The sequence below is a fragment of the Micromonospora sp. NPDC126480 genome (genome assembly GCF_040302465.1).
Classification (GTDB): Bacteria; Actinomycetota; Actinomycetes; order Mycobacteriales; family Micromonosporaceae; genus Micromonospora.
On record NZ_JBEORU010000029.1, the window covers coordinates 1 to 13509 of the forward strand.

Consider the following 13509-nt stretch of genomic DNA (forward strand, 5'->3'; position numbering starts at 1 on the left):
GCGGGCCCGTCCACGCCGGCTCGGTCAGCCTATTGGAAGTGGATCGCTGTTGCCAATATCTGGCAACAAGGGGCGGTGTTGGTCACGGCACACCCTCCGCCGAATCCGGCGGACGGCGAGGACGATCAGCAGCGCGGCGAGGGCGACGAAGATGCCGGTCTCGATCGCCTGGAACAGCCAGTACCGGTCGGCGGGCTGGTAGAGCTGCCAGTTGTACGCGTCGGGCCCGACCCCGAGGTCCGCGCCGCACTCCCGGCCGTCGGGGGCGGTGACGCCCTCCGGGCAGTTCACCTGGACGTTGGGGGCGACCATCTTGCCCGAAGCGTCACGGACGCCGTTGGCCAGGACCCAGTCACCGTCGAACGGGTCCGCCATTCCGGTGCCGCCCTGAATCGGGAAGGTGAGCTCCTCGGCGGGCAGGTAGCGGCGCCGGCCCAGGACGCCGACGGCGACGCGTACGCCGATGAAGCCGACAAGCGTGACGGCCATCGCGGGGAGCATCCGGGGCCAGACCGTACCGGCGAAGATGCCCAGCGCGACCGCGAAGAGCGTGTACCCGACCGGCGCGACGCCCTGCATGTCGAAGAAGAACGCGTCGAACCGGCTCTGCTCCCAACCCTGGTTGAGCGGGGACATCAACCAGGACACGCCCAGCCCGTAGCCGACGGCCGCGAGGAGCACGGCGGGGGCGATGAGGCCGACCTTCACCAGCGCCCAGCGCCGCCGGCTGATGCCCTGGGTCCAGACCAGCCGGTGGGTGCCCTGCTCGACCTCGCGGGCGATCAGCGGGGCACCCCAGAACAGCCCGACGATCAGCGGCAGTACCAGGAACAACACGCCCGCGAGGTTGAGGATGTCGTACTGGTCGTAGAACCGGTTGAAGGCCTGGTTGCAGGTGTCGCCGAGATCGGGTACGCCGCTGGTGTCCCGGACCCGCTTCACGCAGGCGGGCAGCCCGTAGTCGTCGAAGGTCCTACGCATGGCCAGCCCGGTGACGGCCATCAGCGTGCCGAGCACCGCGAGCCCGGCCAGGGTGAACAGTGCCTCACGGCGGTGCTGCCGCCAGGTCAGCCAGATCATGCCGGCACCCCCCAGGCCTCGTGGCTGGCCTGCGTGTCGCCGTCGGCGAGGTAGGCCAGGATGACGTCCTCCAGGGCCAGCTCATGCTCGGTCCACAGAGGATCGACGGGCCCGTCGGTGCGGACCAGCAGCGTCGACTGCCGGTCGGTGTGGCTGGCCCGGACGATCTCCGCGACGCCGGTGATCGCGCTGCCGTCGTGGCGGGGACCGACCAGGCGCCGGTGCGTGGCGACCAGGTCGTCGACCGGCCCGGTGAGGCGGACCCGGGCCGCGTGCAGCACGATCAGGTAGTCGCAGACGCGCTCCACGTCGGCCAGCAGGTGCGAGGAGAGCAGCACCGTCGTGCCGGTGTCGGCCACGCTGCCCATCAGGGCCTGCAGGAACTCCCGGCGGGCGAGCGGGTCGAGGCTTGCCACCGGCTCGTCGAGCAGCAGCAGCCGGGGCCGCTTCGCCAGGGCCAGGGCCAGCGCGACCTGGGCGCGCTGCCCACCGGAGAGCCGGCCGACCGGCTTGTCGGGTGGGATGCCCAGGTCCGCCAGCCGGGTACGGGCCAGCGTGGCGTCCCACCGCCGGTTCAGCTTGCCGCCCATAGTGATCAGGTCGACGGCCGTGAAGTCGCGGTAGAGCGGGGTGTCCTGCGCGACGAAGCCGATGTCGTCAAGGACCGCCGGGTTCCGGTACGGCGACTCGCCGAAGATCCGCACCGTGCCGGCGTCGGGTCGGGACAGCCCGACCGCCAGGTGGAGCAGGGTACTCTTGCCCGCTCCGTTGGGGCCGACCAGGGCGGCGATGTGGCCGGCCGGCAGGTGCAGCGAGCAGTCCCGCAGCGCCCACTGCCTGCCGTACCGTTTGCCGAGCCGGTCGGTTTCCACCGCTGTCTGCATGGCCTGTCCTCTCATCGCGCCGACGCGGTCTGCTGTGGTGGTTCGACGGGGAGCGACGCCCGCAGCGTCGTCTCGACCAGGGCGGTGACGTCCTCCGGTGTCAGCCCGGCGGCCTGTGCCCGCTGGAGCCAGGCGACCAGGTCCGCCCGCAGCTCGGCCTGGTTGGGCAGGGACGCCCCGGCCAGCGTGCGGGTGACGAAGGTGCCCACCCCGGGGCGGCCCTCCGCGAGGCCCTCGATCTCGAGCTCCCGGTACGCCTTGAGGACCGTGTTCGGGTTGATGGCCAGCGACTGGGCCACGTCGCGCACCTTCGGCAACTGGTCGCCGGGGGCCAGCATGCCCACCCGCAACGCCTGCTTGACCTGCTGCACGAGCTGCACATAGGTGTTCAACTTCGACCGGCTGTCCAACACGAACTCGATCACTCGCCGTAGCCTCCCCTATTGTCCTACGACAGTAGGACTATAAGACAGGGTGAGCATGAACGGGCCGGCTGTCAAGCCACTCCGTGTGCCACGAGCCGGAATGAGCGCGGGTCAGCTGACAAGCGGCCGGTAGACCGGGCGCTTCGGGCCACGGTCCTGCGCGCAGGTGCCGGCCGGTCCCCCGACCCAGCCGATCCGCCCGTCCACGCACTGCACGAGGAAGCCCCTCCCCCGGTCGAAGTCGGCCACGCACCGGAACCAGCCGCACACGTCGGCGGCAGGGTCGTGGATCAGCAGCCCACCGCAGTAGGTGTAGCCGTACGGGTTGGGCGGGGCACCGCAGAAGCCGACCGGAAGCACAATCGACGACAAGGACGGAACCGGCTGCGGCACCACCTCGGAGGCGCTCGCCTCGGCGGCGACGGTGGCCGGCGCGCCCGGCACCGGGCGGCCGATGGCGGACGGGGTCGCGCGGCGAGCCGGTGTCGCGGCGGGCCGTACGGGGCGCGGCGGCGTGACCGCGGGCGCGACACCGGCCCCCGGCGTACCGCCGGAGGAGCCGTCGGCGACGACGACCCGGCTCGGCCTTCCCACCGGAGTGGCCGAGTAGAGCGCGGGTCCGGTGGTCACGGCGGTGACGGCCACCAGTGACGCGGCCAGCGCCACCGCGGCGCCCGCGAATCGGCGGTCCTGCAGGCGGGCGGCCGGAGGAGCCTGGTCGGGCACGGCGACCGGGGGCGCCGCCGGCCGGATGCGCTGGTGCGCCGCGACCAGTTCGTCCAGGCAGGCGGCGACCGCGTCCCGGTTGCCGAGACCGTCGGCGAACGCGAGCGTGACGTGGAAGCGGAAGGTGAGCGTCGCCGGGCGCGACACCAGCAGGCCGGCAAGGGGGGACCCGTCGTTCGTCGGCAGCAGGGTCACCGGGGCGTGTCGATGGTGAGCCGGTCCGACCAGATCCTCGTACCACCAGATCCGCTGGCGGCGCCGGCCGAGGAAGGCGACCCGCCGGTCGGTGACCACCACCCGGCCGGTGTCCACCGCACGGATGCCGCGCGGCAGCGGGCGGGCCGGCGCGTCGGTGCCGGCCGGGTCTACCGCCAGGCCCGGCGCGGGCAGCCCGGCGCCCTCCCGGGTGTCGACCTCGACCAGTTCCGCGATCGGGATCACCCGGTGGACGACCTCACCGTGGCGCAGCTTCACCGGCACCGCGGGTGTCGGCGGGCCGGCCCCGAGCAGGCCGGTGGCCTCCACGCGCAACCGGGTGAGCTCATCCGCGCGGCGCCGCCACGCCTCCGCGTGACCCGCGTGCGCGTGTCGCCGCCGGTCGTTCTCCCGCTCAGCCCACCGGGCACGCCAGGACGACCGTCGACCGTTGTCGGCGGGGGGTGATGTCGCCGTCACGTACGGTACAACGTTTCACGTCCCCGGTCGGTCACGGCCGGCATCGTCGATCATCAGTGGGCCGGGTCGTGGGACCGATCAGCGCCGGAAGGTGTGGCGGACCCCGCCGTACGAGCCGCAGGCCCGCGGGCTGCCGCCGGCGAGGCTCACCGAGCCGTCCCGGCACTGCACCAGGTACCCGCGGCCGGCCCAGAACTCGGGCACGCAGTCGAACCAGTCGCACACCTCGGCGGCCGGCTTGCGGACCCGGTTGCCGGCGCAGAAGCCGTACCCCATCGGGTTGGCGGGCGCCCCGCACAGGTCCTTCGACGCGGCGGCCGGCGACGGCGACCTCGGGGGCGTGGACGCGGGCGGCGCCGCCGCGCGCGGGGACGCCGGGACCGGCTTCGACGCGGTCACCGAGGGCCCGGGGGTCGCGGCGACCGCCACCTCGGAGCGGGTCGGGTCGGACGGGTCGGACTCCAGCAGCGCCAGCGGCACCAGCAGGGCGATCGCGGCGGCGACGGCCACCGTCCGCCGGCCGCCCGGCACGAACCCGGTCAGCCGCGCCTGCCCCGGCGTGGCGATGGCCGGCCGGAACGGCTTGATCTGGTCGTGCTCGGCGATCGCCTCGTCGAGCTGCGCGATGACCGCCGAGCGCTGCTCGATCGCGTCGGCGAAGGCCAGGGTCAGCTTGAACCGGAAGTCGGCCGCCACGTCGACCGGGAGCAGCAGCCCGGACGCGCGCCGCCGGTCGAGCACCTGGATCAGCGTCACCGGCGCTGTCGCGTCGTGCGCCAGGCCGGTCATCTTCCCGTACGCCCAGTCGCGCCGGCCCCGCCCGCCGAGCAGCACCAGGCGGCGGTTGGTGATCACCGCCATGCCGGCGTCGGCGATCCGGATACCGTCGGGACGCCGGTTACGCAGAGGGTTCGACTGCGCGGTGACCGTGAGGTCGGGCGCGGGGAGCACCGCGTTGTGCCGGACCTCGACCAGTTGGGCGGCGGGCAGCGCCCAGAAGACCACCTCACCGGGGGCGAGTTCCATCGGGAGGCCGGCCCCGGCCTCGACCGAGCCCGCGAATTGCCCGGCGAGCGTACGCAGGCGGCGTAGTTCCTCGTCACGCCGTCGCCACGCCTCGTCGGCGTCGCGGAAGGTCCGCTGCCGCCGTTCGTTCTGCCGGTGTGCCCACCGGTACCGCCACGTCGAACCCGTCGAATCAGTCATTGCCACGCCGACTCCTTCGCCGCGCAGGCCACCAACCGGGGTGTCACACCTGTTAACTCCAATTGGGTCCGCACGGGGACGGGTTGCCGGGTGCAAATTGCCCGATCGGTGGAGCAACCCGGACGATAGGGCGGTTCCGCTGCGCCCGGTTGCGCACTTCGCGCGTGTCGCTGCGGCCGGTCGCCGCACGTCCACACGGCGAACGGCAGCCGCAGCCGGTCGTTGGTCCGCTCGTAGCTGACCACTACCGATTCAGCTGGCCGGCTGCCGTCGCCGACGCCGGACCAACGGCAGCTTCCGATCCGCTGCCGCCGGTCAGAACTGCTAACCCCACCAGTTCGAGCTGGCCTTGTTGTTCATGCCGTAGTCGGACAGATTGCCGATGCGGATGCCCGGGCCGAAGCTCACCTTGCTCCCGCGGTTGTACGAGTGCTCCCAGAGGGTCGCGATCGCCCAGCTGTACTTGTTTTCCGTCGAGGAGGCAGCGTCGTTGATCGAGCGCGATGTCCCCCACCAACGCTCGTTGGTGAAGTTGTGGACGCTGCCGCTGTCGTCCCACCGACCGCCACTCCAGGAGGTGTCTTCGTACAAACACACGTCACCCGAACCGCAGACGCCGTCGTTGGCCCAGGCCGGTTGCGCGCCGGAGAAACCGGCAAGAGCAATCAAGGCGGTGGCCGCAGCGACCCCTGACGCACGCCTCATCAAGCGATAAGATTCCATTTTTCTGACACACCCCTTCAAACGATGCAACTGATGATGATCAGACTATGAAGGGTGCAATATGACGGCAATAGGCCGCCATCAAGGTTGCGGCTTTCCGCGAGGACGAAATGAAATTCAACCCGCCTGTGAATAGATGCGGCCAGCCCCGATCGTGATATTCGTTCGCTCCCCCTGGGCAGGAAGAACGACCGTGGACTCCGTGCGCCCACCCTCGATCAACGGGGAGACCGCCACGACACGGACCTCACCCGTGCTGCCTCCTGTCGCCAACACGACTTTGCCCGCTTCGTCCGAGGTGCCGCTGGCCAGGCCCCCCCCGTCGACACCGACCAGGGAGACGTCCGCCTCCGGCAGCCCCAGCGCGAAGCACGGGTCGCCGCCCGCCACGCACACGTTCAGCCGTAGTTGCACCTCGACAGTGGCCGGCTGGGGCCCTTCGCAAGCAGTGAACGCCGCCATCGCGGAGGTGGCCGACACCAGCAGCCAGGCAAAACGGCCGAACTTCTCCATGCGACGCCTCCACAGCAGATCGATGACCAACGAACTATTCCGACCCTACCGGCGCATGGCCCGTGCCGGCTCAACCCGTGCGGCGCGAATCGCTGGATGCAGCCCGGCGAGTAGCCCGATCAGCAGGCCCAGGCCGGGAGCCATCGCCACGGTCGACGGTTCGATTGCCGCCGTCCAGTTCTTGGCGACCGCGATTAGCAGCACCAGACCGACCCCGATATTGGCACCGACCAGACCACCGGCCACGCCAAGGAATCCTGATTCGGCGATGAATTGCAGACCGACATGGTAACGCCGCGCGCCCAGCGTTCTTCGTAGACCGATCTCCTCAACCCTCTCCAGAACCGAAACCAGGGTGGTGTTCGCGATGCCCACCGCACCGATGAGCAGACACACGGCGGCAAGGACCAGAATCATGTCATTGATGTCACCGCTCACCTTGGTCCGGAGCTGGTCCGGGTCCACGGCCGAAATCACCCTGAACCGCTCCGGAGACTCCGGCCTGAGCGCCACCGCCGATTGGGAGGCGACCAGACCGGCCGCTCCCAACTCGGTCTCCACCAGCATCCGGGCGCGAGGCTCGTTCGGCGAACCGAATGCCGCGAGGGCCGCCTGTGGCGAAATGACGACGCTGAGGAGCAGCTCCGGCAGGCGGTCCGCCGAGTCGATGACGGCAATCACCGTGAAGGGAATGTCATCCAGAAACACCGAAGGCTGGTACCTGAGCTCCGTGATGCCCAGACTCCTGGCCGCCCCCACTCCCAGGACCGCGACGCGCTCGTTCCGGTCCTTGTGGAACCGGTCGTACAGGCGGCCGTACGCCACCCGTGCATGGGACGCCGCCAGTGCGCCGCTCCCGGCGGCCATGACGCTGACACCGGCGTTCGAACGAACACCCGGTGCCGTGCTCACCCGCTGCCCACCGTCTGGGATGGGCCACCAAATGCCGGCAGACTTTGGCGTCTCGCGGGTCGGACTTGTGCTCGCCGCCTCGGGTGGCGCGGCGGGCTCGGTTGACGACCAGCCCAGGCACGTGCACCAGCCGCAGACCGGCCTCCAGCAGCATCGTGGTCAACAGGCTGGCGACCCCGCCCATCAGGTCGATAGCCACCGTCACAGGACCATGATCGGCCTGGACCCTGAGCAGGTAGCCGATCAGTTCGTTGATGCTCGCCGGGTCGTTGTCGATCTTCTTGCTCAGCAACAGCTCGCCCGATTCGGTCAGTTCGACCGCGGCCCAGTGAAAGTCCTTGGCCACGTCCACACCCACGGCTACCGCCATCGATGCCTCGCTTTCAGGTCCGTCGTATCGATGCGTCCCCGCCCCGCCGTCAACGCCCTACATAGCGATCGATCGCAGTGCCTAATCAGCGGTCAGAGCAAGGGTGCGGGGCCGGGGGCCAAGCCTCCTGAGCCATCGAGGGCAGCCAGCCTGAAAGCCATCCCGACCCCGCCTGCGCTTCCCGATCATTCCGGAGGACCGGGGCACACCCAGGAAGGTAGGGCAGCCTGACCGCTGCCGGCTGGTCAACGGGCGAGCGAACGTTCCTCCCCGAGGAGACGTCAAGGGTCGGTAACGTCTTCGTGGGAAGGCTTTTCGGCCGAGCGGCTGCGACGGAAGAGGTGAGGGCTGGTGATCGACAGCCGGCCCAGCGTCGTGGTCGGCATCGATGTCGGTACGACCAGCACCAAGGCCGTCGCGTACGACGTCCGGGGACGCCAGCTCGCGCACCACTCCGTCGGCTACCCCCTCGACGAGCCGCAGCCCGGCTACGCCGAGCAGGACCCGTACCGGATCCACGCGGCCGTGCTGGAGACGCTGCGGGTGGTTGTGGCGGAGCTGGGCCGGCCGGTCACCGCCGTGTCGTTCGGCAGCGCGATGCACAGCCTGATCGGGCTGGACTCCGCCGGCGACCCGCTCACCCCGTCGGTCACCTGGGCGGACGCACGGTCCGTCCGGCAGGCCGAGCGGCTGCGGGCGGTGCCGGCAGGGCTGGCCCTGCACCGGCGCACCGGCACCCCAATCCATCCGATGGCGCCGCTGCCGAAGCTGCTCTGGTACGCCGAACAGGAGCCGACGCTCTTCGGCCGGGTGGCGTACTGGGTGGGCATCAAGGACTGGCTGCTGCTGCGGCTCTGCGACGCGCTTGTCACCGACCACTCGATCGCCTCCGCGACCGGCCTGATGGACATCCACCAGCTGTCCTGGGACTCCGAGGCGCTGGGCGTCGCCGGCATCACCGAGGTGCAGCTTCCGCAGCTGGTGCCCACCACCCGGGTGCTGCCCGGCCTCACCCCCGAGGCCGCCGCGGCGACCGGGCTGCCCCGGGACACGCCCGTGGTGGTCGGCGCCGGAGACGGGCCGCTGGCGAACCTCGGCCTCGGCGCGGTCGCCCCCGGCATGGCCGCCTGCTCGATCGGCACCAGCGGCGCCATCCGGGTGATGTGCGAGAAGCCGGGCGTCGACCCGCTCGGCGGGGTGTTCTGCTACGCGCTGACCGAGCAGCGCTGGGCGGTCGGCGGCGCCGTCAACAACGGCGGCCTGGTGCTCGGCTGGGCCGGTGACGCGCTCACCCCCGAGCTCGGCCGCGACGCCGAGGAGGAGCTGCTCGCCGAGGCCGACCGCGCCCCGGTCGGCTCGGGCGGGCTGCTCATGCTGCCGTACCTGCTCAGCGAACGCGCCCCGCACTGGTCGGCGCTGCCGCGCGGCGCGTACGTGGGCCTGACCCACGGCCACCGCCGCCGGCACCTGGTCCGGGCCGCGCTGGAGGGGGTGTGCCAGCAGCTCGCTCTGGTACTCGCCTCGATGCGGGCCGCCGGCAACGAGATCCGGGAGATCCGGGCCAGCGGCGGCTTCGCCCGCAGTCCACTGTGGCGGCAGATGCTCGCCGACGTGCTCGGCATGCCGGTGCACTTCCCCGCGGGCCACGAGGGGTCGGGCTTCGGGGCTGCCCTGCTGGGCATGGAGGCGCTGGGGCTGATCGAGTCGATCGACGTCGCCGTCGACCTGGTCGAGATCCAGCAGACCGTACGCCCCGACCCGGCCGCCGCCGCGACGTACGCGTCGCTGCTGCCGCTCTTCTCGGAGCTGTACGAGGCGCTGGTTCCGGCCTTCACCTCGCTGCGCCGGCTGGCACCCAGCCTGCCGGCGGAGCGCCCGACGGCACCACCGCCGACCTGACGGGCACCCCCATCGGGTGACCGGGTCGTGCGACTCGTCCGTCGGCACGTTCGCTTCATATCGTGCAAACGTGAGGATAACCGGCAAGAAGCTCTCATCTTCGCGGCCGAGCGCTGTCCGCGTACTCCTGCTCGTGCTGGTCCTGGCGCTGCTCCCGCAGCCGGCACGCGCCGACGGCGGTGGCCCCCCGCCGGCGCCGGCGCGGCCGGTCAGCGACCTGGCGTGGCTGGCCTTCGCGGGCGGGGTGTTCTCGGTGGACGCCGCCGCACGGACCGTGCGGTACCGGGCGTGCGACGGCGACACGGGCCGCGTGGCCGACCCCGACCTGCGGGTACGTGGCGGCGTCGCGCGGGGCCGGGTCACGGTCGACGGTACGACCTACGCCTACGAGGTTCCGCTGACCGGCCGCAGCCGTGGCTTCCTCGCGGTGTTCCCGCCCGCCGGTCGACCGGACGGCCACCTCGGCACGGTGGTCACCGACCCGATGCCGCCGACCGACCCGGCCGCCGGCCGGCCGCTGCTGCCCCTGACCGGCCAGCTCGCTGAGGTGGTGGCCGACGCCGCGCCGACCAACCCGGCCGGCGTGACGGTCCGTGATCTCAGCGGCCGGTACGGCGACCAGCAGCTCGCGGTGAACGGCGCCTTCCGCCCCAAGGCGGCCAGCGTGATCAAGCTGTGGATCCTCGTGGAGCTGCTGCGCCGGGTGGACTGCGGCCAGGTGTCGCTGGACGACGGGGTGCTGGTCACCCCCGCCGACGTGGTCGGCGGCACCGGCCAGCTGCAGTTCGAGACGTTCCCCCAGGTGGTGACGCTGTACCGGCTCGCCGAATACATGATCATCTACAGCGACAACACCGCGGCGAACGTCCTGATCGACTACCTGGGCGGGTTCGCGCCGGTGAACGCCCTGATCGACTCGATGAACCAGCGCGCGACGATCCTCGCCCGCAAGATGCTCGACACCGAGGCGGCCCGGCGCGGCGAGGAGAACTTTACAAGCCCGGACGACGTGATCTCGCTGCTCGGCGCGGTCTGGGACGCCGACATCCTGGCACCACCCAGCCGCGACCTGATGATCGGCTTCATGCGGCGGCAGACCTTGAACACCAAGATCCCCGCCGCACTGCCGCCCGGCGTGCCGGCCGCCCACAAGACCGGCGAGCTTGACGACGTCTCGCACGACGTCGGGTACTACCTGATCCCCGGCACCGAGGTTGCCGTCGCCTTCCTCACCAGCGGCCCGCCCGCCACCGGCGACGCGGTGGTCCGCCGGCTGGCCCGGACCGTCTACGACTACCTGGAGGAGTGACCGGGCGCGGCGCCCGGCCACACCGGGTCAGGGCGCCTCGACGCTGGAGATCAGGTACCGGTGGACCTCCGCGCCGCGGATCGCCACCGCCTGCTCCTCGATCGGGCCCGAGCCGCGGAAGGCGAGCAACTCCTCCTCGGTGTCCCAGCGCTCGTAGACGTTGATCCGGCCCGGCTCGACCAGGTCCGCGCTGATCGCGAAGTCGAGGCAGCCGGGGGCCGCCCGGGCGGCCTCCACCACCCCGGCGGAACCGGCGAGGTAGTCCTCCCGGTCCTCCGGGTCGACGTGCAGAGTTCCGGCGACGATGAGCACTTGTCGAACCTCCGGTGTACGCGATCCTGCCGCGACCGTCTCACAGTCCTACGACAGTCGAAGGGACCTTCCACGTACGTCGATGGTTGCGTACGCTGACCGGCACATCGAGCGGCGACGATGCCGCGGAAAGCCGGGTGAATCCATGCGGTCGGTGCTGTCGAGGCGGACACGGTTCCGGATGATCGGTGCGGGAGCGGTGGCCGCCGCACTCGCGGTCGCGACGACCCTGGTGCACCTGGCGGGCGACCCGCCGGTGCCGGTCGCGTTCGAGGAGGAGAATCCGGCCGCGCCGGCCGAGTGGATGTGGGCGCAGCGGGCCAACGCGGACGGCTCGATCCCGGCCACCGCGTACCAGGAGGCGCTGGCCCAGGCGCGGACGCTGGAGGGCGCGACCCGCCGGGGCTCGCCGCAGCTGTCCGACGTGCAGTGGCGGTTGCTCGGCCCCACCAACATCGGCGGGCGCCTGATCGACGTGGTGCTCGACCCGAGGACGCCCGGCACGGTCTACGTGGCCGCCGGCACCGGCGGGGTCTGGAAGAGCACCGACGGCGGCGCCACGCTCACCAGCACCTGGTCCGACGACCTGCCGCAGTCGATGGGCGCACTCGCGATCGCGCCCGACGGCACCCTGTACGCGGGCACCGGCGAACCGGACCACGGCGGCGGCGGCTCGTACTACGGCACCGGCGTCTACCGCTCCACCGACGGCGGCGCGACCTGGCAGAGCCTCGGCCTCACCGACACCGGCGCGATCGGGCGCATCCGCATCGACCCGACCGACCCACGCCGCATCCTCGTCGCCGCGCAGGGACGGCTCTTCGACACCGGCGGCGACCGGGGTGTCTACCTGACCACCGACGGCGGGGCGACCTGGCGGCAGGTGCTCGACGGGTTGAACGACTCCACCGGCGCGATCGACGTCGCGATCAACCCGGCCGACCCGGACGTCCTGCTCGCGGCCATGTGGGACAAGCTGCGCTACCCCGACGGGCGCGAGTACGGCGGTCCGGGCTCCGGCCTGTACCGCTCGACGGACGGCGGCGCCACCTGGACCCGGATCGGCGCCCCGCTGCCCGCCTCGGCCACCGACCCGGGCCGCATCGGCGTCGCGTTCGCACCCGGCGACCCGGACCGCGCGTACGCCATCACCAACGACCGGATCGGCAACCTGACCGGTTTCTTCGTCTCCGACGACGCGGGCGCCACCTGGACCCGGCCGATGACCGGCGAGGCGGCGCTGGACGCCGCCGACGGCGGATTCGCCTGGTGGTTCGGCCGGCTGTGGGTCGACCCCGCCGACGCCGACCACGTCTTCTCCGCCGGCGTGCCGATGATGGAGTCCCGCGACGGCGGCCGCAGCTGGGTGACCGGCCGGGGCATCCACGTCGACCAGCACGCGATGGCCTGGGACCCGCACCACCCGGGCCGGGTGTACGTCGGCAACGACGGCGGCCTCTACTGGTCCGACCAGGGCGGCGACGTGGTCGGGCCGTGGACCGCCGCCTCCGTCCAGCCGTACATGCAGTTCTACGCGATGGACGCGAGCGCGCAGGACGTCAGCCGGGTCTCCGGCGGCACCCAGGACAACGGCTCGCTGCGCTCCTGGGGCGCCACCGACTGGAACCTCTACCGGGGCGGCGACGGGATGATGAACCGGATCAACCCGGTCGACCTGAACAACGTGTACGCCTGCTCCCAGAACGGCGGCTGCGCCCGCTCGGACGACGGCGGCGACACCATGCAGTCGATCCGGTCGCGGTTCGCCGGCACCCGGTTCAACTGGGTGTCACCGCTGGAGATCGCAGCCGGCGCGCCGGACACCGTCTACTTCGGCTCCAACGTGCTCAACCGCTCGGACGACCGGGGCCGCACGTGGCGGGCGGTCAGCCCGGACCTGACCGGCGGGCCGACGCCGCGCAACGCGACGTCGTACGCGACGATCACCACGATCGGCATCGCGCCGAGCGACGAGGACGTCGTGTACGTCGGCACCGACGACGGCTACCTGTGGGTCACCCGGGACGGCGGCGGCACCTGGACCCGGCTCACCGACCCGGATCTGCCCGACCGGTGGGTCACCCGGGTCACCGTCGACCCGGCCGACTCCCGGACCGCCTGGGTGACGTACTCCGGCTTCCGCTGGGAGAGCGAGACGCAGCCGCACGTGCTGATGACCACCGACGGCGGGGCGAACTGGCGGGACATCTCCGGCAACCTGCCGCAGGCGCCGGTCAACGACGTGATCCGGCACCCGAAGCACCGCCAGTGGCTCTACATCGGCACGGACATGGGCGTCTTCTTCACCCCGAACCTCGGCCGCACCTGGCTGAAGGTCGGCGCGTCGTTCCCCGCCGTGCCGGTCATGGACGTGCACTTCCACGCCGGGTCGAAGACGCTGTTCGCGGCGACGTTCGGGCGCGGCATCCTGCACGCGACGATCGGCGACTGAACCGGACCGCCGTGGCCCTGGCG

General features: G+C 71.7%; 12 protein-coding genes and 1 pseudogene. 3 read left to right on the forward strand and 10 right to left on the reverse strand.

The features are described from left to right. Window positions 1-24 precede the first annotated feature (24 nt). The 9 genes and pseudogenes from ABTW87_RS23455 to ABTW87_RS23495 all read right to left on the reverse strand — a co-directional run. Entirely contained in the window at window positions 25-1080 is a 1056-nt protein-coding gene (locus tag ABTW87_RS23455) for an ABC transporter permease (RefSeq protein ID WP_350653103.1), read from the reverse strand. Then, complete coding sequence (locus tag ABTW87_RS23460; RefSeq protein WP_350653104.1) at window positions 1077-1964, reverse strand: ABC transporter ATP-binding protein; 888 nt, start codon at window positions 1962-1964, stop codon at window positions 1077-1079. Before ABTW87_RS23460 ends, ABTW87_RS23455 begins: the two co-directional genes overlap by 4 nt. 11 nt (window positions 1965-1975) lie before the next feature. Then, on the reverse strand, window positions 1976-2389 hold the full coding sequence (locus ABTW87_RS23465) for a GntR family transcriptional regulator (RefSeq protein WP_350653105.1): 414 nt from the start codon (window positions 2387-2389) through the stop codon (window positions 1976-1978). 111 nt (window positions 2390-2500) lie between these two features. Then, window positions 2501-3640, reverse strand: coding sequence for a hypothetical protein (locus ABTW87_RS23470; protein ID WP_502891637.1), 1140 nt, complete (start codon window positions 3638-3640; stop codon window positions 2501-2503). Window positions 3641-3868: 228 nt separating this feature from the next. Further along, window positions 3869-5002, reverse strand: a complete 1134-nt coding sequence (locus ABTW87_RS23475) for a hypothetical protein (protein WP_350653107.1) — start codon at window positions 5000-5002, stop codon at window positions 3869-3871. Between the two features lie 318 nt (window positions 5003-5320). Beyond that, the gene (locus ABTW87_RS23480; RefSeq protein WP_350653108.1) at window positions 5321-5701 is read right to left on the reverse strand and encodes a peptidase inhibitor family I36 protein; all 381 of its coding nucleotides are present in this window, start codon (window positions 5699-5701) and stop codon (window positions 5321-5323) included. Window positions 5702-5836: 135 nt separating this feature from the next. Beyond that, the gene (locus ABTW87_RS23485) at window positions 5837-6232 is read right to left on the reverse strand and encodes a hypothetical protein (protein ID WP_350653109.1); all 396 of its coding nucleotides are present in this window, start codon (window positions 6230-6232) and stop codon (window positions 5837-5839) included. Window positions 6233-6277: 45 nt separating this feature from the next. After that, entirely contained in the window at window positions 6278-7144 is an 867-nt protein-coding gene (locus tag ABTW87_RS23490) for an ABC transporter permease (protein ID WP_350653110.1), read from the reverse strand. A gap of 43 nt (window positions 7145-7187) precedes the next feature. Further along, a pseudogene (locus tag ABTW87_RS23495) lies at window positions 7188-7514 on the reverse strand (IS110 family transposase); the annotation flags it as partial. Between the two features lie 351 nt (window positions 7515-7865). Here ABTW87_RS23495 and ABTW87_RS23500 point away from each other — a divergent pair. Together ABTW87_RS23500 and ABTW87_RS23505 are read left to right on the forward strand one after the other, a co-directional pair. Then, window positions 7866-9413, forward strand: a complete 1548-nt coding sequence (locus ABTW87_RS23500) for a gluconokinase (protein WP_350653111.1) — start codon at window positions 7866-7868, stop codon at window positions 9411-9413. Window positions 9414-9483: 70 nt separating this feature from the next. After that, a complete protein-coding gene (locus ABTW87_RS23505; protein ID WP_350653112.1) occupies window positions 9484-10722 on the forward strand; it encodes a serine hydrolase in 1239 nt (412 codons plus the stop codon). A 27-nt stretch (window positions 10723-10749) separates the two neighbouring features. On the opposite strand, the gene ABTW87_RS23510 is transcribed toward ABTW87_RS23505, so the two are convergent. Continuing rightward, on the reverse strand, window positions 10750-11034 hold the full coding sequence (locus ABTW87_RS23510) for a putative quinol monooxygenase (RefSeq protein WP_350653113.1): 285 nt from the start codon (window positions 11032-11034) through the stop codon (window positions 10750-10752). A 181-nt stretch (window positions 11035-11215) separates the two neighbouring features. Between ABTW87_RS23510 and ABTW87_RS23515 the strand changes: the two genes are divergently transcribed. After that, on the forward strand, window positions 11216-13486 hold the full coding sequence (locus tag ABTW87_RS23515; protein WP_350653114.1) for a VPS10 domain-containing protein: 2271 nt from the start codon (window positions 11216-11218) through the stop codon (window positions 13484-13486). Window positions 13487-13509 lie beyond the last annotated feature (23 nt).